Raw genomic sequence first — 19,349 nt, 5'->3', positions numbered from 1 at the left:
ATATTGCCGTCGATCGCCTTCGACGGCTTTTTTTATTGCCCACTCCTTCCAAATATTTTTATAAGGAGTGATCATCATGAAAAGCGCAATTCAAAACATGACCTCTAATCCTCAATCTTCCTCCACAGTCACAAATGAACTGCAGCGCAAATTAAAAGCGCGGCACTTATCGATGATTTCACTTGGAGGAACAATTGGAACAGGTTTATTTTTAGCAAGCGGCGGGGCGATTCATACCGCAGGTCCTGGGGGAGCACTTGTTGCTTATATCGCTATTGGAATCATGGTTTACTTCCTTATGACGAGTCTGGCAGAAATGGCAGCCTATATGCCAGTAGCTGGCTCATTTAGTACTTATGCCACAAAATTTGTCGACCCGGCATTAGGATTTGCTTTAGGTTGGAATTATTGGTACAATTGGGCAATTACGATTGCTGCAGAATTATCTGCCGTTACACTGATTATGAAGTTTTGGTTTCCTGACAGCCCTTCCATCCTGTGGAGCGCTCTCTGTTTGATCATTATGTTTCTCTTAAACTATTTATCTGTTAAAGGGTTTGGTGAAGCAGAGTATTGGTTCTCTTTAATCAAAGTAGTCACTGTCATCATCTTTTTAATTATTAGTTTTTTAATGATTTTCGGTATCATGGGTGGAGAGGCTGTCGGCTTTAAAAACTTTACTATTGGCGATGCACCATTTAATGGCGGATTTATGGCTATATTAGGAATTTTTATGGCTGCTGGATTTTCATTTCAAGGAACGGAATTGCTTGGAGTTGCTGCTGGAGAAAGCGATGATCCTGCACGCAACATTCCTCGCGCTGTTCGACAAGTATTCTGGCGAATTCTCTTATTCTATATATTAGCCATTCTTGCCATCGGTCTCTTGATTCCTTATACAAATGAAAATCTTGCTAACAGCGATGTAACAGTAAGTCCGTTTACGCTCGTGTTCGATAAAGCTGGAGTCGCATTCGCTGCATCTGTCATGAACGCCATTATCTTAACGGCTGTTTTATCAGCAGGAAATTCAGGAATGTACGCTTCTACAAGAATGCTTTGGGACTTAGCACGCGAAGGAAAAGCACCAAAATTTTTGGCAAAGCTAAATAAGCGGGGGGTTCCGGTCAACTCGCTCATCGTTACTTCCTTAGTTGGTACATTGGCGTTTTTAGCTTCCTTGTTCGGGGATGGTGTAGTATATACATGGTTATTGAATGCATCAGGTATGTCCGGCTTTATCGCTTGGTTAGGTATAGCTATCAGCCATTACCGCTTCCGTAAGGCATATATTGCACAAGGCCGTGACTTAAATGCGCTGCCATACAAAGCAAAATGGTTCCCATTCGGTCCTTTATTTGCTTTCATCCTATGCGTGATTGTCATACTTGGGCAAAACTATTCCGCATTTATCGGAGAGCAAATTGATTGGTACGGTGTACTCGTATCATACATTGGGTTACCTATTTTTATTGCCGTGTGGCTAGGATACAAAATCACAAAAAAGACAAAGATTGTACCGTTGGATCAATGTAAACTGGATTAATGTTCTTGAAATCCTTCTGCTTAATCAAAAAATGCCCCATTGCCTATACGGCAATGGGGCATTTTTTAGTTTTTTCACTTTTTTTCTTCCTCGTCAATAAGACCTTTCGTTGCATTTTTAAACTCGCGAAGCGTTTTGCCGGCAGCTTTTCCAAGCTCTGGCAATTTCTTCGGGCCAAATACTAAAAGCGCAAGAAAGACAATGAGCGCAACTTCGCCAAAACCAATATTCATTATTATTGTTCACTCCAGTTTAAAAATTTTCCGATAGCCTATCCACTTATCATTATAACGTGTTACAAAAAAGATAGAAAGGTGTTTTTTCAATATAAAAGAGGCTGCCCAAAAAAAGCACGTGTCAGACCTCACAACCATAATATATAGGACATAACAATGGATAAAAACACTATATATTATGGATGATGCGTGAGGTCAGACACTTACTTATGGGACAGCCTCTATTCTTCATGAAGAAGACGAATCGGCACAACCATCTCTTTATCTGGATTTTCTTGCTCATAAATTCTTGCCATTTCATTTTTTTCATCTACGTGTTGAATGAACACTCGCTTTCCCTCATATGTTACATGGACAATATCGCCCGACTCAGCAATTTGTTTCGCTCTAATCACTTCCATCAAAGCCCCCCCTTTCCCTATTGTGTGCTCTGTCTTCGGCCATTACTCTAAGTTCTTTCCAAAATAATTCCTCATTACACACTAGATAAAAATGATTTTGTATCTCACTTGAATTGTTCGATTGTTTTTTCTTTTCAACAGAATAAAGCTCCGTCTCTTCCTTCAATAGGAATTCCTCCCTCAATAAACTTTTTAGATATATTTTTCCTAATTCCCTTTCATTTTTATAATGGTACATTTTACCTGTACAAAAATATATGCCTATCATTCGAATTTATATGTTAGAATAATAAATTGTTATGTGAATGATACCTTCAAAAATCTGTCATATCCTACAAGGAGGGTATTCATGAAAGACAGAGATTATTATTTTGACAATGCGAAATTTTTTCTTATTGTTTTTGTTGTTTTCGGTCATTTTCTTCGTCCATATATTGCAGAAAATACATTTATTCATAGTTTATATGTTTGGATTTTTCTTTTTCACATGCCAGCATTTGTGTTGATTTCCGGATATTTCTCAAAAAGCTTCCATAAAAAGGGGTATTTAAAGAAGGTAACAAAGAAAATACTCATTCCATATGTCATTTTCCAACTGCTTTACTCGGTTTATTATTCATTTTTATATGAAGACGGTTATCTTTCGATTGATTTCCTTACCCCTCACTGGGGGCTTTGGTTTTTACTAAGTTTGTTCTTTTGGAATGTGATGCTGTATGTTTTTGCGAGGATTCCAAAAACGTATTCTATTTCCTTAACAATCCTTATGGGGATTTTAATTGGACTAACCGATATCGAAAAGTTTTTGAGCCTTTCGCGGACGTTTACGTTTTTCCCGTTCTTTCTGTTTGGCTTCTTACTGAAAAAGAAGCATTTTGAACGATTATTTCAGCCGCGAGTCCGCTTCCTATCGATCATTTTGCTCGTTAGCGCATTTGCGGTTATTCATTTTGCATTTCCGAACCTACAAGAAGAATGGCTGTACGGCTCGAAATCTTATGAAACATTAGGTGTCAACGAGGAAATGGGCGTCTTATTCCGACTTCTGTTGTACGGGGTCAGCTTTTTAATGACGCTTTGTTTTATGTCATTGATTCCAAATCGCCAATTAACTATTTCTAATTTAGGGACACGAACATTTTATGTATATATTTTGCATGGATTTATTCTAAAATACTTGCACGCCACAAACTTTCCTGATGTCATTGCAAAAATTAACGGATATCCGTTATTGATCATCATATCAATTGTTGTAACGTTCATGCTGACAAGCAAACCGGTCATACAGCTCGTCAAGCCGATTATTGAATTCCGTGTCCCACTACGAAAACATATGCTGAATCGTTGATGGCTACTGTTAAAGCTACAAAATCTTAAAAGATAAATCGTACATCGGTTCATGAATTGAAACAAAACGCTTGGGCTAGAAATTGCCCAAGCTTGTCTTTTTAACACTATCACCTGTCTACTAACTTTCGTTGAATCCATTTACTATGTTTTTAATCATTTTTCAACAATCTCTTCTGTTGATCAATAATTCAATCCGCTTACTTCCTAATCTCCACTCCCCCCGCTGCTGCAATCATCACCAAAATCACCAACGCAATCGTTATAATCAGATGATGCATCATAATCATAAAGCGGGAAAATGTAATTGTGGCTACTTCGCTTCTTTCTTCCTTGGCCAGGATCTTTTGACAATAACGAATAGATAACAAAAACAAGGAAAAAGACCAATACGAACAATACAATACCTTCCATATGCTTCACCTCAAAATTGGAATACAAAAAACAGATGATTACATGTATATGCTATTTTCAAAAGCCTTTATGTCTGTACTGTACTTATCAAAAAAGAAAAGAGTCACCAATATGGATAACTCTTGGTATTGTTTTGGTTTTGTATTCGACATCACTCTCAAAAAATCCTACTTTGCTGTAAAAACAATTATTTTTTGTCCGAGATAATTCAACACCGTGTAAAATAAAGTGCCAAACAATACCGCTAAATCATCGCGAACGTTTGCAAATGGATGCGGAGATAAAGTAACAATGAAACGAGCCGTCAATTGACTAAATGAATACGCCACGTAATAGCACGAAAGCATCACAACCAAAAAACGAAAAGCACCTTTTGTTACAGATATATCACTTTGAAACGTAAACGAGCGGTTTAACAAAAAACTCACTACCGCACCAACTGCGTTTCCGCTGAACGTGGCCCACCAGTATGAAAGATGAGCGATGTGCAGCATAAAAAACATGACCGATAAGCCAACGAACGTATTTATAATTCCGACCAGCAAAAAACGAACAAGCGGACTAGTTCGATTCAAATAACCTCTTAACATCAACATACATATTCTCCTCCGTCATTGGAGATGAGTGGTTCGCTCGAAGCGGCAAATTCAATAAATCTATATCGACAATATATCTCGGACGTCGCTTTGTTTCTTTGTAAATCTTTCCAATATATTCACCGATTAAACCAAACGCAATAAGCTGCAATCCCCCAAGAAGCCAAATCGACATAATGAGAGACGTCCAGCCAGTTTGCGTATGCCCGGTAAATTTTAAGAAGATGAAATACATGCCAAATATCAGACTGACAAAAAACGAAATAAAACCAATAATCGAGATAAAGCGAATGGGAGTAATGCTAAACGATGTAATCCCGTCCAAGGCGAATGCGATCATTTTTTTTAGCGGATATTTTGTTTCACCAGCCAGCCGTTCTTTCCGATCATAATAGACAACAGTAGAGCGAAATCCAAGCAAAGGAACAATCCCGCGCAAAAATAAATTAACTTCTTCAAAACGTTCCAGTTCTTCAACAGCACGGCGGCTCATTAAGCGATAATCAGCATGATTATATACGACATTCACGCCCATCGCTTTCATCAATTTATAAAAACCTTGTGCCGTATACCGCTTGAAAAACGTATCCGTATTTCGTTTTTTTCGTACTCCATAGACAATTTCATAGCCTTCATGAAATTTTTGCACAAATTCGCGAATGATCGAAATATCATCTTGCAAATCAGCATCAATGGAAACAATGCAGTCAGAAACCGATTTAGCGGCAAACAATCCCGCGAGTAAAGCGTTTTGATGGCCGACATTGCTTGAGAGCTTCACTCCTTTCACCGTTTCATGCTGCAAACTCGCTTTATAAATGAGTTGCCATGTTTGATCTTTGCTCCCATCATCGACAAATAATAATTTGCTTTGCCGTGAAATAAGCTTTTCTGCGATTAGTTGCTCAAGCAAGTGCAACAGCTGTTTCATCGTTTCCGGCAGCACTTCTTCTTCGTTATAACATGGCACAACAATGGTAAGAACAGGTTTGTTCAAGCTCATTCCTCCTTATGCATCACTTTATACAAGTGGATTTTCCAAGCGGATTCATGCGAATGAAATACTTTTTCCAGTTTCAGTTGATTTTCTGTCGCATTTTCAATCGGGAGTGCGGATAAAATATAGCGCCCCCCCATTCCCCAAAATACATCCATATTTAACTGCAAATGTTTTATCTTTTTCTGTGAATGTTTTTTAAACATATAATGTTTTCCTAGTTCGTCCACAAAAATATAACAACGCCCACCCCACTCATCGAAATACTCCCGCAGCTTTTGATCTTTCTTTAATTCCTGTGCAATAATTTCTCTAAAACGATGTTTATAAGAGAGCGGATAAAAATTATTGTACGTATCTAACGTATAAAACCCGTTATACTGGGCAATCGCCGGGTGAATTCCGATGCTCGCAACGCGATATTCTTCCACTGGAAGCCCTATGTATTCCTTAATTTCCGCAAACTGCTTTTCAGCATAAAACTCTTTAAACGACGGTTTGTTCCGATAAACGATTTCCTCGTTAAAGACCGTCAGCACAAGAAGCTGCGCTGCGATGAAACAGAGGGACATTCGTTGCCATGCCTTTCCTTGTCGCCATAAAATTTTTAAAGAAAGAGCGAATAACACATAAATGACTAGCGGCCGTAAAAAGTGATAACGGGCAAAGTTGAACTTATCAAGAAGGTCGAACCGTTCTGTCAACGGAACCCATCCTTTATAAAACCAAAACGCATACCATGTGGAAAGCGCAAGGTTTAGGACATGCAAAAAAAGAAATGTTTTTTCCTCACTCCAGCGTTTTTGTTTCCAGACAACATATAAGGCAATGAACGTAACCGGCAAAATAACAAGACCATGTACCGTCATAACATGATTATGTCCAAGCACATAGTTTTTAAAGGTTAAACGAATGACACGCCAAAGCGGCAGACGGGCATGAAAATATTCATCGCGGCTCGTCGGTTCTGTCGAAAACAACATAGAATGGACGAGTCGATATTCAATTGCTAAATAAATTGCACTCATGTACACAATCGCCAATAAAAAACGCACGTTCCATCCTTTCCCACGCACGACATCAACCACCCACAATATTCCCATCGCGCTTAAGAAAAAGAAAAATCCAAGAACAAGACTTGAATAGAAAGGCAGGAGCGTCAACACCAAATAATTCACCCACGAACGCTCGCCAGCGCGAATATTTAAAAACGCCCATAACGCGAGCGGCATTCCAAGCGTACTCAGCATCCCTGACGGCCAAAATGGAGTTAAAGCAAAAGCCAACGCCACACCAACACGAATCCAAGACCATTCCGGTGCTTTAATAAAATGTTTTTTTAGAAGCAGGTACATGCCAATAAAAGCAAATACACGCGTGATTGTTTGGCTTAAGCCATAAGCATAAATCGAAGGAAATAAGGCATGCAGCCACACAATTCCACTAAATTCTGTCCCAAATGCGTTCCTAGGCAGACCGTTAATAATTTGTGAAATGACCGCATCCACTGACCCGAACAATTCACCGCTTCTTATTAACACTTTATACCAGGCTATATTCGAATCTAAATTATCGTGAATGCGCATATGAGCATCTTCGCCGAGAAGAAAATACGGCGACACAAAAGCAGCTATTGCAAGGAACGAGAAGAAAATCATCTTTTTTTCATGTTTATGAATCTCTCTATTCAGCAACTCTCTTCTCTCCTTCGATTTCAATATTGGCAGCCGCCGAACGTCTTTTTTTAGTGTTTAACATCAAAAGGAAAATATTCATTCTGCTGAATGCGTATTTTGAAAAAGGCTTTAGAGAAGGAATTGAAAAAGTCACATATAACATACTGAAAAATGGGTTAGAATTTGTGACGAAACTGACCAAGCTGATTGAAAAGAAAATGATAAGGTAAATAGACCTATGTTTTATTCATTTGCAACAAAAAAGCTCGATATCTTCAAACAAGATATCGAGCAACGTTTTTATATATATCCAAGCCTTTCAGAAATTTGTTTGCCGATTTGCAGCATTCTCGCTTGCAATTGTTCGATTCGTTCATCTGTCATACGTATTGTCGGACCGGAGACGCTGACAGCGGCAATCACTCTTCCAACATGGTCAAAAATCGGTACGGCAATACAGCGAATCCCATATTCGTTTTCCTCTAAATCAAGAGCATATCCCTTTTGCTTCACTTGAGCGAGCTCCTTAAGAAATTCATCCTGATCGGTAATTGTTTTATCCGTATGCCTTGGCATTCCTTTACGTTCTAAAATATCGAGCACAACATTAGACGGCAAATGCGCTAAGATCGCTTTTCCTACTGCCGTGCAATGCATCGGAGCTCTTTTGCCGACTTTTGAATGCATGCGCAGTGTTTCCGTTCCTTCTAACTTTTCGATGTAAATCACTTCACCCTGGTCATATACAACAAGATGAATGACCTCATTTGTTTCTTTTTCTAATTCCTGTAAATACGGTTTCGCCTCTTTTCTTAAATCGATCGATTCGAGAAGCTTCGAACTCATCTCCAAAAATTTGTAGCCGAGTTTGTAACGGCTTGTCTCTTCATCCTGCTCCATATATCCATACCGAACCAGTGTCGATAAAATTCGATATACAGAACTTTTATTAATATCCATTTGTTTTGCAATTTCTGTAACGCCTAAGCCATCCTTTTCCAAACTGACGATATCGATAATATCTAATGCCCGGCTCACAGACTTGACCATATTTTCTCTTTCCATGCTCTCTCACCTCTAGCACAAAACATGATAATTCATTATAACATTTGTTTCCGGGCATTTAATCGGTCTCTAACCAATTTTAGTGCATTCTTTTGCAGCAGCAAACGTATTGCGTAGCGTTCCGATTTCTTCAATCTCACATTCAATGGTATCTCCTGCTCTGACGAACTCGGCTCCAATTGGACTTCCCGTTAAAACCACATCTCCCGGCTTCAGTGTCATAATATTCGTCAGATAAGAAATCATTTTACAGATTGGGATAATCATGAATGCAGTCGGGCTATTTTGTTTTTCGACACCGTTCAGTCTTGCCTTTACATTCACATTGAAAGGGTCGAGTTTCGTTTCAATTACCGGACCTAATGGCGTAAAGGTATCAAACGCTTTTCCAAGTGTCCAATGGCCGTCTTGATGAAAAAATTGTGGTGCGGTTACATCGTTTCCAATGGTATAACCAAACACATAATCCAACACATCTGATTCAGGAACATTTTTCGCTTCCTTCCCAATCACAACCGCTAATTCTGATTCAAACTTGACTTGGTCAACTCCTTTTGGAATAACAATTTCTTCTTCAGGTCCAATTACCGATGAAGTTGGTTTGAAGAAAAATACTGGAATTTCCGGCAGCCTATCAGGAAGGTCTTCTTTTTGTGGGACGTAGTTTGCACCGATTCCAATAATTTGGTTCGGCTCTAACGGGGCAAGAAATTTGACTTCATGTTTGAAAAAGATTTTTCCTGTATATTCCCATTCACCAAACATATCCCCTTGAATTTCTCTTATTACATCATCTATTACAACACCTGTATACTTTTCTCCATTGATAGTAAATCTGGCAAACTTCATCGCTTAACTCCTCTCGACTATGTTAATTACGGGCAACTTCTATTTTGACACCGGAGCGGCTGCTTCTAAAAATCATTGATATTCACCAATAGATGTAATGATGGCATAACCTCACTCGCAGAATGGTGTATATGAAAGGGGCTGACCCATAAGTGTCTGACCTCACGTGCATTTCACAATATATAATGTCCTATATATCGTGTTACGGGTTTTGACACATTGCTTTTGGGTCAGCCTCTCGTAGTTACTTTGTAATGATAGCTTACTGTTTTACCGCAAACTTTGCTTTAGCTTCTAAGCGACGGCGGTGCAAGATGGGCTCTGTGTAACCGTTCGGTTGTTCGCAGCCTTTGAAAATGAGGTCGCAGGCCGCTTGGAAGGCAACTGAATTGTCATAGTCTTTAGACATCGGCCGGTATGCAGGATCGCCAGCGTTTTGCTCATCGACGACTTTCGCCATGCGCTTTAATGTCTCAAGCACTTGTTCTTTTGTGCAAATTCCGTGGTGAAGCCAGTTCGCGATATGCTGGCTGGAAATTCTTAATGTCGCACGGTCTTCCATCAGCCCGATGTTGTTAATATCCGGCACTTTCGAGCAGCCAATTCCTTGTTCGACCCAGCGAACAACATATCCGAGAATACTTTGAGCGTTATTGTCCAACTCTTGTTGAATTTCTTCTGGAGTCCAATTAGGGTTGACCGCCACTGGAATTTGTAAAATATCATCGCGAAAATCTTTAAACTCTTTGCTTAATTCATTTTGTACTTTTGTTACATCCACTTGATGATAATGGAGAGCATGCAAGACCGCTGCTGTTGGAGAAGGTACCCATGCCGTATTGGCACCTGCCTGTAGTTGGCTGCCTTTTTGCTTCAGCATTTCCGCCATCATATCCGGCATTGCCCACATTCCTTTACCAATTTGCGTCCGTCCTTGGAAGCCAGTGGCAAGACCAATGCTTACATTTGATTTCTCATATCCTTGCAGCCATGTTGATGTTTTCATCTCATTTTTGCGAATCATCGGTCCTACTTCCATCGAAGTATGGATTTCATCGCCAGTTCGATCTAAGAAACCGGTATTAATAAACACAATTCGGTCTCTTACTTGGTAAATGCAGTTTTTCAAGTTTAGTGTTGTGCGGCGCTCCTCGTCCATCACACCAATTTTGATTGTATTTCGCTCTAGCCCAAGCATGTCTTCAACACGATCAAATAGTTCATTCGCAAAAGCGACTTCTTCTGAGCCGTGCATTTTCGGCTTAACAATGTAGATGGAGCCTTTGGCGGAATTTTTATAGCGGCCATTACCTAATAGAGAATGTTTGGCAACTAAACTTGTGACAACTGCATCTAAAATGCCTTCATAAATTTCCTGGCCATCCTGATCTAATACCGCATTATTGGTCATCAAATGTCCAACGTTGCGAACGAACATGAGCGAACGTCCCGGTAATATTAATTCTTCTCCGCTTGGCGTTGTATAAACGCGATCAGGGTTGAGCGTGCGCGTTACTGTTTTATTCCCCTTTGTGAATGTGGCCGTCAAATCTCCTTTCATCAATCCTAACAAGTTGCGGTATACATGCACTTTGTCCTCCGCATCGACGGCAGCGACAGAATCTTCGCAGTCCATAATCGTCGTAAGGGCAGCTTCCAATAAAATATCTTTCACACCTGCTGTATCTGTTTTGCCAATTGGATGATGACGATCGATTTGGATTTCAATATGCAAGCCATTATTTTTCAGCAAGATGGCCGATGGGTCTTCCGGATTTCCTTGATAGCCGACAAATTTTTCCTCATCTTGAAGGCTCGTCGTCTGGCCTCCCTTGACGAAAACGGATAATTTTCCATCGACGACTGTATACTTGACAACATCTTTATGAGAGTATTCGTTTAACGGTACAGCTTCATCAAGGAATTGTTTGGCATAGGCAATCACTTTCTCGCCGCGGACTGGATTGTAATGATTTCCGCGTTGTGCGCCATCTTCTTCGCTAATCGCATCTGTTCCATAGAGAGCATCATAAAGACTTCCCCAGCGCGCGTTCGCTGCGTTCAGCGCATAACGCTCATTGCTCGCTGGGACAACTAATTGTGGACCAGCCTGTAAAGTGATTTCATCGTCGACCCCTTCAGTCGTAATTTGAAAATCTTCTACCTCTGGCTCTAAATAGCCAATTTCCTGTAAAAATGATTTATATTTATCGAAATCAAAATTTCCTCTATGCTGTCGGTGCCATTCGTTGAGCTTTTCTTGAATTTCATCGCGGTGGGCAAGCAGCGCTTTATTTTTTGGTGTCAAATCTTTTACTAGCGTTTCTAAATCTGCCCAGAACTGTTCACTGTCTACTCCGCTTTCTGGAAGAACTTCCGTATTAATAAACTCATAGAAAATGCGGGCAACTTGAAGGTTTCCTACTTTCACATAGTCTTGCATAAAAACATTTCCTCCTTTTCATCATGATCGATTTAGTGAGAGCGCTTGCTTGTATAACAGAAAAACTAGACTTTGTTCGCTATTACAAAACATTGTTTCTTAATTGGTTCGAAAAAATAATAGCATAAAGTCACTTTTATTTCAATAATTTTCTAAAAATTATTTCATTTTCTCTTTCTCGTTTCTTTTTACTTCTACACAACGCCCCGGTGTTGGAAATAACTTTCCGGCATTTAATAAATTTTTCGGATTGAACACATCGCGAATATTTGTTTGTGCGATAATTTCTTCATCCGTGAAAATGAAACGCATTTCTTCTCGTTTCTCAATGCCCACTCCATGCTCGCCCGTGATGGAGCCGCCGACATCGGCACAAACTTGCAAACATTCACTTCCAGCTGCCAATGCTTTTTCTGTTTCCCCTGGCTTTCTTGCATCAAAAAGAACAAGCGGATGAAGATTTCCGTCTCCAGCATGAAAAATATTAGCAATGCGCAAGCCATATTTTTCGCTTATTTGCTTGATTCTTTCTAACACTTCCGGCAGCTTACTTCGTGGAATCACTCCATCTTGTACTAAATAGTCCGGAGAAATCGCCCCCATCGCTCCAAATCCTGTTTTTCGATTCGCCCACCATCTTTCTCTTTCCTTCTCATCTTGGGCTACTTTCACTTCACGAACATTTCGTCTTCTGCATACTTCTAAAATTTCATGAATCTGCTCATCGATACCAGCGGAAATGCCATCCACTTCAATAAGCAGAAGCGCTTCAATATCTTTCGGATGCCCTACTGGAAATGCCGCCGCTTCAACACCCTCAATCGCTGTTTTATCCATCATTTCAAGAGCAGCTGGAACAATTCCAGCGGAGATGATATCAGACACAGCCTGGCTTGCATCGGAAACTTTATCAAAATAAGCCAGCACGGTTTGTTTCGCTTCTGGATTCTTCAAAATGCGGACCGTTATTTTTGTTACGATTCCTAACGTCCCTTCCGATCCTGTCAATAGTCCTAATAAATCATATCCAGGCGGGTCAAGAACTCCATTTGTGTTTATTTCAATCATTTCACCATTTGGCAAAACGACTTCCATCCCTAAAATATGGTTTGTCGTTACGCCATATTTCAAACAATGTGCTCCGCCGGCATTTTCGGCAACATTTCCGCCAATCGTACAGCAATATTGGCTCGATGGATCAGGAGCATAATAGTAGCCTTTATTAGAAATCGAATGCGTCAACTTAAGGTTAATAAAACCCGGCTCCACAACCGCACGTCGATTTTCAAGGTCAACACTTAACAGCCGCTTCATCTTTGTTAAGCTAATAATCACCTCACCATTTAACGGGATGGCTCCGCCGCTTAGACCTGTTCCTGCGCCACGGGCAAGAAAAGGCAAATCATGTTCGTTACAATATTTCACAATCTGTGCGACTTCCTCTGCACTTTTTGGAAACACAACTGCTTTCGGTAAATGACGGTGAATCGTAAAACCATCGCAGTCATATGCAAGCAAATCCTCTTTTTTGTAAAGAATCGATTGAGCACCACCAACGATTTTTGCAAGATTTTCGATATGTTGATCTTTTGTTTTCACGTCTTTTACCGCCATGATTTCCCCTCCTTTAGACGATCCTCTTTTTGATATGCCCAATCAAGCAGCTGAACTGTGTGCACAATTTTTTGATTTCTTCCGTATTTCAGCACCCCCAGCGCCATTTGCAACATACATCCAGGATTCCCCATCGAAATCATTTCGACATCTTCAGGGACATGCTCCATTTTACTTTTAAGTACGGCTCCTGCCATTTCTGAATGGGTAATATTGTAAATACCAGCACTTCCACAGCAGCGGTCGGCATTTGGCATGTGAACCATTTCCACTCCAGGAATGCTAAGAAGAATGTCGCGCGGCTCCTCACGTATACCTTGACCATGTGCTAAGTGGCATGCATCATGATACGTAATCCGCGTCTTGATTTCTGCTTTTGGCTTTTCATAGCCTGTGTCATGAAGATATTTGGAAATGTCTTCTACTTTCGCAGCAAACTGTTCTGCTTTTTCACGCCACTCGTGGTCTTCGCGGAACAATTCCGGATATTCTTTTAACATGCAGCCGCAACCTGCTGCATTCACTATGACCTTCTCAGCCTCTTTAAACGCTTCAATGTTCTGTTTCGCCAACTTTCTTCCCGTTTCGCGGTCGCCAGCATGAACATGCAACGCTCCACAGCACGTTTGATTTTGCGGGATTACTACGTCATTCCCATTACGGGTTAATACATTGATCGTTGCTTCATTAATATCACTGAACATCACATCCATGACACATCCGGTTAAAAGTGCAACAGTCCGCTTCGTTTCCCCTTTCGCTTTAATGACATCCGCATGTTTGTATTTTTTGCGCACCGGCTGTTTCACTTCCGGCAAAATCGCTTCCATCTCTACTAAATGTTCAGGCATGATATGGATAAGCCGGGTTTTGCGCGCCACCTTTTGCAACCCGCTCTTTTGATAGAACTTCAACAAGCTGCCTAATAAATGCAGGCGGTTTGCATGTGGAAATACTCCTTCAAGGAAAAATTTACTTACCGCTCCTTTCCATCCGGTTAATGGCATAGCCTGGCGAATTTGCCCGCGTGCCTCTTCGATGAGCCCTCCGACATCGACATCAGCAGGGCAGGCGGTTGTACATGCACGGCAATCAAGACAGGCAAAAACCGGATCTGCAAAAGCTTCATTGACTTCAAGTTTTCCTTCGGCAACCGATTTTATAAGATGGACACGTCCACGGGGAGAATGCTGTTCTTGACCAGTTTGTTCATAAGTTGGGCATGATTCCAAACACATGCCGCAATGAACACAATCGGCCCATTTGCTTTCATCAGGCGGGTCGCTCCAAAGATAATTGCCCAGGCTCGTCACTGTACATGCCGGAGCTTGTTTTAAATCACTTTCTCTTACACTCACTTTATATCCCTCCTACAAATCGTCTGTGATTAAGAGTATGATTCGGGTCCACTTTTGCCTTAATCCCTTCTAATAGGAAGAAATAAGACGGTTTTTTGCCCCAAACATCTACTTTTTGCCGAAGCACAAACGGTAAATGTTTCACAATCACGTATCCACTAAGCGGTGTCACAAACTGACGAAGCCGCTCAATGACGGCAACAACATCCTCGCCTGCTCCTTTTACATATACTTGGCATAATCCATGCCCTAGACCGCCGTGCGCCTCAATGGCTACATTTGCAGCATCCTGCAAGAGGTGGCTTTCTTTTATGACTTGAAGAACATCGAGGTTGACGACACCAATTTTCAAAGCAGCTTCTATTTCTTTGTCGTCTCCGATTTCTCTTCCATTCGGACCGATTGTATAAAATTGATTCCAAAATACTCGCGCTTCTTTTGATGGTAAAACGGTCATGCTGGTTTCCGATGGCTGAATGCGCTTTACAAAATCCTCTTGATAATGGACAGCGCTTTCGACATCTTCAAAGCTGATCGCTAATGTGTAAACACGCTTCCCTGTTAACCGCTCCGATAAAGATGGGCTTAACAACTCAAGGGATGTCGGCTCCATCATCGAATCTAGCAATCTCACAGCAAAAGCGCGAATCTCTTCCATACTTCCTTCCAGGAAGGATAATAGAATGAGACTTTCATATTTTGGCAGCGGACGAAGTTTCAACGTTACTTCTGATATCACTCCGAGCGTCCCCATTGAACCAATAAACAGCTTGTTCATATCATAGCCAGCCACATTTTTTACAACTTTTCCTCCCGATCGGATGATGGTTCCATTTGGATAAACGATTCTCATCCCAATTACGCTGTCTCGAGCAGAACCATAACGAAAGCGTTTAGGACCGCTGTCATTTGCCGCAATGACTCCACCAATCGTTGCATACTCCGGCCATGCCGGGTCTAAAGCAATCTTTTGGTTATATTCAGCTAAGTATTCCTGCAATGCTTGAAACGGTGTACCCGCCTTAACCGTTAATGTCATGTCACCAACGGTATGTTCGACAACACCTTTATAGTCTGCCAGCGAAAGCAAAATATCAGCCGATTCCGTTAACCCGCCAAACCCTCTCTTCGTTCCGCCGCCGACAATCGTTACTTTTTTTCCACTACTGTCGGCATACTTTAAAACGTTCGCCATTTCTTCTTCTGATTGCGGATAGACCGTTACACGACCGCTATTTCCCAGCGGATGGTTTTCCTTTTCCTCTACTTGAATTTGGCTGTCGCGTAAAATCGACTTTAATTCTGATAAAAGTTCTGTGGCGATCAATCCTAACACCCCTCTTTGTTTCGTAATAAAAAACATCGTTTCTATAGTTTTATAAAAAGCGCTTTTTCGTTGATTCACCATCGTTTATTATTATTTAATCACTTTCTTCGCTATTTTTCAATTAATTTTCATAATTTAAAAAATAATCTAAAAATATTTATCGTTTAGAGAGTCTAACTATCACTAAAATGTATAGGTCTTTCCTAAATAAATATGAGCATATTTCGTTTTGTAAACGAATGGATCCCAAAATAAATATATAAAAAGCTGTCCCATAAAGTGTCTAAACGCACACCCGTCGTACTTACGAAGCGTAATGCATGGGTGTCTGACACTTTGCTTTTGAGACAGCCACCGATAATAAACGATCATTTCTATTATTGATATGATGAATGTTTACGAGAATGGTAAATGTAAGAGAGGGAACTACCCGCCACTTAACTTCGTTTGAAGCGGCTTTGTTAAAAATCCATGATTAAGCTTACTATATAAGTTCAGATTCATTTTCCAACATAACTACCTGCCCGATGCGCTAGAGCACTTTTTCTGAAAATGGAGCAAAGTGCTCCAAAAACGAAATTATCGATTCTTTCAACTCCTTTCGAGAAGGATGAAACCGATTGGCAATGACGTTCTCTTTCAGCCAGCCCAAAGATTGTAGGGTTATTTAGAAGAAATAGATCGATATAATCGCTTAATCGTTTCGATATGTAATGCTTCATGGTAAAAGCTAAACAAAAATGCCTCACCAACTGTGTAAAACGTGATGCCTCCTCGGTTTGTAAATGGATTTGGCAGTTTTTCATGCAAACGTCCTTTAATAATAAAGTCTTTTATTCTCGCTTTTTGTTCCGTCAAGATGACGGCAAGCTCTGCAAATGATGGCGGTGTTCCTTCCCATTCTGCCGGTTTCGTTCCGGCAGCGAAAAACTGTTCGTAATTTTTCGGAATGCTCATCTCTTCACCTAAAAGTCCAAAGACGAGCTTTTCTTGTACGAATGCAATGTGACCAAAGTTCCAGCGAATATTGTTGTTAAAACCTTTCGGAATGATATCCGAAATCTCTTCAGGAATTTTTTTTATCGTTTGCTCAGTTATTCCGCGCACTGTTTCCATATGGTGAATAATGGTTTGTTCCAAGAAAAATTCCTCCTTTTTTTAAATGTCCACCAAATAATCATTTCTTGTTCTTCACGTTTTTTTTCTTTCAATAGGAATATTTTTTCATGCATGTCCGAAGCTTTGCTTTCGTTTCCTCAAGCTTCTCTCTTTGTTCTGTATTATCGCTCCAATCGTCCGTGTAAAACGGTTGACCTTCATATCTTGGTATGACATGCATATGGAAATGCTTTAGTTCATTGAATCTGCCTCCATTTTGACAAATCGTAATCCCATCCGGATTGAATAAATATTTTAGCACTTTTGATATCTTTACCGCTGCTTTCCAAACGGCGGTTGCTGTTTCCATATCCAATTCTTCCATCTCGACAACATGATTTTTCGGCAAAATTAACGTGTGCCCTTCATTAATTGGGTCATGGTCTAAAAAACAGCAAACATGTTCATCTTCATACACGACATGAACGGGTTCAAGTTGATTCGCTAACTGGCAGCCGAGACATTCATTATTGATATTCACCATCATCTCACCTAATTTGCGAAATTCTATTTGCTCCTCTATCAGAAAGAAATTTCATCAAAAATTCCCGATCTTCAGGAAACGAAAGAGGAAGTTCTGATAACTCCTCCGGGGATATCCAGCGAATGTCGTGAATCAATTCGTCAGGATCGAGAATAGTAGGTTTCCCTCCTGTTATCTCCACTTCAAAATAATGAACATGAACAGCAATTCCAAATGAATGACCTTTTTTTTCAAATAGCTTGCGGACAATTTTTCCTTTATAGCCCGTCTCTTCGAATAATTCCCGCAAACAACATTGTTCAAAGCTTTCATGTTCTTCTTTCCCTCCGGATGGGACGGACCATAGCTTTTGTTCATCTGGCTTTCCTTGCTTGACCATTAACAGTTGTCCTAGTTCATTCACACAAACGGCCGCTGCACCTTTCCACATTTTTACTCATCCCCATTATATACACGTTCCTTTCGTACATACACCATCGAATGACCATCTATTTCATTGACACGACGAAAACCGAGCTTTTCATAAAACTCCGCTTTATCGGCTGTTCCTAGCCAAAACGTGCGGACACTTGCCACACTTGGGTGATGAATCAACTCTAGAATCAGTCTTTTGCCGATTCCTTTTCCTTGATAATCGTGATGGACAACGACATCGTAAATATTCCCCCAGCGGACAAAATCGGTAAACAGCCGTGCTGAGCCGATTAACCGCTCACCATCCCAAGCAGTGACTATAAGCGACGTGTTCTCAAGCATTTTTTCCCAGTCACGCAAATCTGTTGGCATTTTCCACGTGGCCACACTCAAAACAAGCTCTCGCCATTCTTTGATATTAATCATCTCTTTATCAAAACGATACTGTATTGCCATCATAATCCTTCCTTTAAAATCTTAATATAGCTTGCCTAATAATAATACTAATAAAGCAAGAGAAGCCTGCAGAATAAATGTAAATCAAAATTTCGTTTGACTTAGTAATAAATTACTTAATAAAAACCACTGTTGAATCCATCACTGGCTCATAACCAATTTCCATATAAATTTTGTTAGAAGTCAGATTCGCTAAATCGGTATAAAGAGAAGTAGTTTGATAGCCAGAATCTAGCAAATGTTGTGTAAGAGCAGAAACGCAATCTGAAGCATATCCCTTTTTTCGCTCTTCCGGTGGTGTGTAGACAAAACCTACTGTCACATTTGTTTTTGTCGGACGTAACCAACAAGCCATAGATACTAATCTCCCATCGTTCTCCCATAAATACAACCGCTCTTTTTCAATCATATCTTTTGCCTTCTGCGCCGCTTCTAGTGCAGATACAGGCTCTCCTACATCTTCACAAAAACAATATGCCCACCGCTCAACAATTGGCAAATCACGCGATTCCGCCAACCGCAACGTTCCCCTGTCAGACGCTTTTTTCTTTACCTCGCGAAGAACGTACACCCGCTGCTCCATATGAATGTGTATTTCCCTATTTTTCAAACGCGCGATTTCATTTGCTAGTGACTTCACCAATTTTGATTCACCAATTAATCCCGGGATATTCGGATAGTCAATGTACAATTTTCCGGCCAATTCCTTAACTTCTTCTGATGTAAACGGCAGTGATTTTGATAAAATCATTTGACGCGGGTGTGTTTGCAGTAACACAAGTGATAAAACTCCATTTTTCGAGACCGTAGCCATGTAAATCGGTTCTTCCTCTTCCTTTATATTCATCAAAACGCCTAACGGTAAATTGTTTTCTCCTTCATACTGTTCAAGAAACGGTATGACGTCTTGTTTAAAGGATAAAACATCGATGTATCGAATTAATTCAAGCATGTGGCAGTCTTCCTTT

The 19,349-nt window shown here is 40.4% G+C and carries 20 protein-coding genes; 2 read left to right on the top strand and 18 right to left on the bottom strand.

Annotation, left to right across the window (positions count from 1 at the left end; translation table 11 throughout):
- The first annotated feature begins 97 nt into the window (after window positions 1-97).
- Window positions 98-1,546: an amino acid permease gene (locus HNQ85_RS03085; RefSeq protein WP_246326781.1), complete on the top strand. Its 1,449-nt coding sequence runs from the start codon at window positions 98-100 to the stop codon at window positions 1,544-1,546.
- 74 nt (window positions 1,547-1,620) lie between these two features.
- Here HNQ85_RS03085 and HNQ85_RS03080 read toward each other — a convergent pair whose 3' ends face one another.
- The 3 genes from HNQ85_RS03080 to HNQ85_RS03070 all read right to left on the bottom strand — a co-directional run bounded on the left by HNQ85_RS03080 (window position 1,621) and on the right by HNQ85_RS03070 (window position 2,349).
- Window positions 1,621-1,779 (bottom strand): twin-arginine translocase TatA/TatE family subunit, encoded by a 159-nt coding sequence (locus tag HNQ85_RS03080; RefSeq protein ID WP_181536073.1) that lies wholly within the window; start codon window positions 1,777-1,779, stop codon window positions 1,621-1,623.
- Between the two features lie 224 nt (window positions 1,780-2,003).
- On the bottom strand, window positions 2,004-2,183 hold the full coding sequence (locus tag HNQ85_RS03075) for an H-type small acid-soluble spore protein (RefSeq protein ID WP_181536071.1): 180 nt from the start codon (window positions 2,181-2,183) through the stop codon (window positions 2,004-2,006).
- Window positions 2,170-2,349 (bottom strand): hypothetical protein, encoded by a 180-nt coding sequence (locus HNQ85_RS03070; protein WP_181536069.1) that lies wholly within the window; start codon window positions 2,347-2,349, stop codon window positions 2,170-2,172. Before HNQ85_RS03070 ends, HNQ85_RS03075 begins: the two co-directional genes overlap by 14 nt.
- 183 nt (window positions 2,350-2,532) lie before the next feature.
- On the opposite strand from HNQ85_RS03070, the gene HNQ85_RS03065 reads away from it, so the two are divergent.
- On the top strand, window positions 2,533-3,531 hold the full coding sequence (locus HNQ85_RS03065; protein ID WP_181536067.1) for an acyltransferase family protein: 999 nt from the start codon (window positions 2,533-2,535) through the stop codon (window positions 3,529-3,531).
- A gap of 206 nt (window positions 3,532-3,737) precedes the next feature.
- Here HNQ85_RS03065 and HNQ85_RS03060 read toward each other — a convergent pair whose 3' ends face one another.
- The 15 genes from HNQ85_RS03060 to HNQ85_RS02990 all read right to left on the bottom strand — a co-directional run bounded on the left by HNQ85_RS03060 (window position 3,738) and on the right by HNQ85_RS02990 (window position 19,333).
- Complete coding sequence (locus HNQ85_RS03060; protein WP_181536065.1) at window positions 3,738-3,944, bottom strand: hypothetical protein; 207 nt, start codon at window positions 3,942-3,944, stop codon at window positions 3,738-3,740.
- A 167-nt stretch (window positions 3,945-4,111) separates the two neighbouring features.
- The gene (locus tag HNQ85_RS03055) at window positions 4,112-4,540 is read right to left on the bottom strand and encodes a GtrA family protein (RefSeq protein WP_181536063.1); all 429 of its coding nucleotides are present in this window, start codon (window positions 4,538-4,540) and stop codon (window positions 4,112-4,114) included.
- On the bottom strand, window positions 4,506-5,537 hold the full coding sequence (locus HNQ85_RS03050; protein ID WP_181536061.1) for a glycosyltransferase family 2 protein: 1,032 nt from the start codon (window positions 5,535-5,537) through the stop codon (window positions 4,506-4,508). Before HNQ85_RS03050 ends, HNQ85_RS03055 begins: the two co-directional genes overlap by 35 nt.
- 2 nt (window positions 5,538-5,539) lie before the next feature.
- Complete coding sequence (locus HNQ85_RS03045; RefSeq protein WP_181536498.1) at window positions 5,540-7,216, bottom strand: DUF6044 family protein; 1,677 nt, start codon at window positions 7,214-7,216, stop codon at window positions 5,540-5,542.
- A 297-nt stretch (window positions 7,217-7,513) separates the two neighbouring features.
- Window positions 7,514-8,278 carry an IclR family transcriptional regulator gene (locus HNQ85_RS03040; RefSeq protein WP_181536060.1) on the bottom strand — a complete coding sequence of 255 codons (765 nt, stop codon included), beginning with the start codon at window positions 8,276-8,278 and terminating at the stop codon, window positions 7,514-7,516.
- A gap of 69 nt (window positions 8,279-8,347) precedes the next feature.
- Complete coding sequence (locus tag HNQ85_RS03035) at window positions 8,348-9,127, bottom strand: fumarylacetoacetate hydrolase family protein (RefSeq protein ID WP_181536058.1); 780 nt, start codon at window positions 9,125-9,127, stop codon at window positions 8,348-8,350.
- 262 nt (window positions 9,128-9,389) lie between these two features.
- Window positions 9,390-11,570, bottom strand: coding sequence for a malate synthase G (locus tag HNQ85_RS03030; RefSeq protein WP_181536056.1), 2,181 nt, complete (start codon window positions 11,568-11,570; stop codon window positions 9,390-9,392).
- A gap of 159 nt (window positions 11,571-11,729) precedes the next feature.
- Window positions 11,730-13,184, bottom strand: coding sequence for an FAD-binding oxidoreductase (locus HNQ85_RS03025; RefSeq protein WP_181536054.1), 1,455 nt, complete (start codon window positions 13,182-13,184; stop codon window positions 11,730-11,732).
- Window positions 13,175-14,542: a heterodisulfide reductase-related iron-sulfur binding cluster gene (locus HNQ85_RS03020; protein WP_181536052.1), complete on the bottom strand. Its 1,368-nt coding sequence runs from the start codon at window positions 14,540-14,542 to the stop codon at window positions 13,175-13,177. Before HNQ85_RS03020 ends, HNQ85_RS03025 begins: the two co-directional genes overlap by 10 nt.
- A 1-nt stretch (window position 14,543) precedes the next feature.
- Window positions 14,544-15,869: an FAD-binding oxidoreductase gene (locus HNQ85_RS03015; protein ID WP_246326759.1), complete on the bottom strand. Its 1,326-nt coding sequence runs from the start codon at window positions 15,867-15,869 to the stop codon at window positions 14,544-14,546.
- A 663-nt stretch (window positions 15,870-16,532) separates the two neighbouring features.
- Window positions 16,533-17,009, bottom strand: a complete 477-nt coding sequence (locus HNQ85_RS03010; protein ID WP_181536050.1) for a DinB family protein — start codon at window positions 17,007-17,009, stop codon at window positions 16,533-16,535.
- 67 nt (window positions 17,010-17,076) lie between these two features.
- Entirely contained in the window at window positions 17,077-17,511 is a 435-nt protein-coding gene (locus HNQ85_RS03005; protein ID WP_181536048.1) for an HIT family protein, read from the bottom strand.
- A 4-nt stretch (window positions 17,512-17,515) separates the two neighbouring features.
- Window positions 17,516-17,941: an NUDIX hydrolase gene (locus HNQ85_RS03000; protein WP_044748235.1), complete on the bottom strand. Its 426-nt coding sequence runs from the start codon at window positions 17,939-17,941 to the stop codon at window positions 17,516-17,518.
- A gap of 2 nt (window positions 17,942-17,943) precedes the next feature.
- Entirely contained in the window at window positions 17,944-18,381 is a 438-nt protein-coding gene (locus tag HNQ85_RS02995) for a GNAT family N-acetyltransferase (RefSeq protein WP_181536046.1), read from the bottom strand.
- A 112-nt stretch (window positions 18,382-18,493) separates the two neighbouring features.
- Complete coding sequence (locus HNQ85_RS02990; RefSeq protein WP_181536044.1) at window positions 18,494-19,333, bottom strand: GNAT family N-acetyltransferase; 840 nt, start codon at window positions 19,331-19,333, stop codon at window positions 18,494-18,496.
- Window positions 19,334-19,349 lie beyond the last annotated feature (16 nt).

Origin of the sequence: [Anoxybacillus] calidus, assembly GCF_013760845.1 — a bacterium.
Classification (GTDB): Bacteria; Bacillota; Bacilli; order Bacillales; family Anoxybacillaceae; genus Paranoxybacillus; species Paranoxybacillus calidus.
The sequence above is the reverse complement of the archived record's forward strand: the minus strand, read 5'-3'. Positions and strand labels throughout refer to the sequence as shown.

What these genes read in the sequence shown, in the direction of transcription:
- HNQ85_RS03085 (WP_246326781.1), top strand. Translation starts at nt 98, where the DNA reads ATGACCTCTAATCCTCAATCTTCCTCCACAGTCACAAATGAACTGCAG.
- HNQ85_RS03080 (WP_181536073.1), bottom strand. Translation starts at nt 1,779, where the DNA reads ATGAATATTGGTTTTGGCGAAGTTGCGCTCATTGTCTTTCTTGCGCTT.
- HNQ85_RS03075 (WP_181536071.1), bottom strand. Translation starts at nt 2,183, where the DNA reads ATGGAAGTGATTAGAGCGAAACAAATTGCTGAGTCGGGCGATATTGTC.
- HNQ85_RS03065 (WP_181536067.1), top strand. Translation starts at nt 2,533, where the DNA reads ATGAAAGACAGAGATTATTATTTTGACAATGCGAAATTTTTTCTTATT.
- HNQ85_RS03060 (WP_181536065.1), bottom strand. Translation starts at nt 3,944, where the DNA reads ATGGAAGGTATTGTATTGTTCGTATTGGTCTTTTTCCTTGTTTTTGTT.
- HNQ85_RS03055 (WP_181536063.1), bottom strand. Translation starts at nt 4,540, where the DNA reads ATGTTGATGTTAAGAGGTTATTTGAATCGAACTAGTCCGCTTGTTCGT.
- HNQ85_RS03040 (WP_181536060.1), bottom strand. Translation starts at nt 8,278, where the DNA reads ATGGAAAGAGAAAATATGGTCAAGTCTGTGAGCCGGGCATTAGATATT.
- HNQ85_RS03035 (WP_181536058.1), bottom strand. Translation starts at nt 9,127, where the DNA reads ATGAAGTTTGCCAGATTTACTATCAATGGAGAAAAGTATACAGGTGTT.
- HNQ85_RS03030 (WP_181536056.1), bottom strand. Translation starts at nt 11,570, where the DNA reads ATGCAAGACTATGTGAAAGTAGGAAACCTTCAAGTTGCCCGCATTTTC.
- HNQ85_RS03025 (WP_181536054.1), bottom strand. Translation starts at nt 13,184, where the DNA reads ATGGCGGTAAAAGACGTGAAAACAAAAGATCAACATATCGAAAATCTT.
- HNQ85_RS03005 (WP_181536048.1), bottom strand. Translation starts at nt 17,511, where the DNA reads ATGGTGAATATCAATAATGAATGTCTCGGCTGCCAGTTAGCGAATCAA.
- HNQ85_RS03000 (WP_044748235.1), bottom strand. Translation starts at nt 17,941, where the DNA reads ATGTGGAAAGGTGCAGCGGCCGTTTGTGTGAATGAACTAGGACAACTG.
- HNQ85_RS02995 (WP_181536046.1), bottom strand. Translation starts at nt 18,381, where the DNA reads ATGGCAATACAGTATCGTTTTGATAAAGAGATGATTAATATCAAAGAA.
- HNQ85_RS02990 (WP_181536044.1), bottom strand. Translation starts at nt 19,333, where the DNA reads ATGCTTGAATTAATTCGATACATCGATGTTTTATCCTTTAAACAAGAC.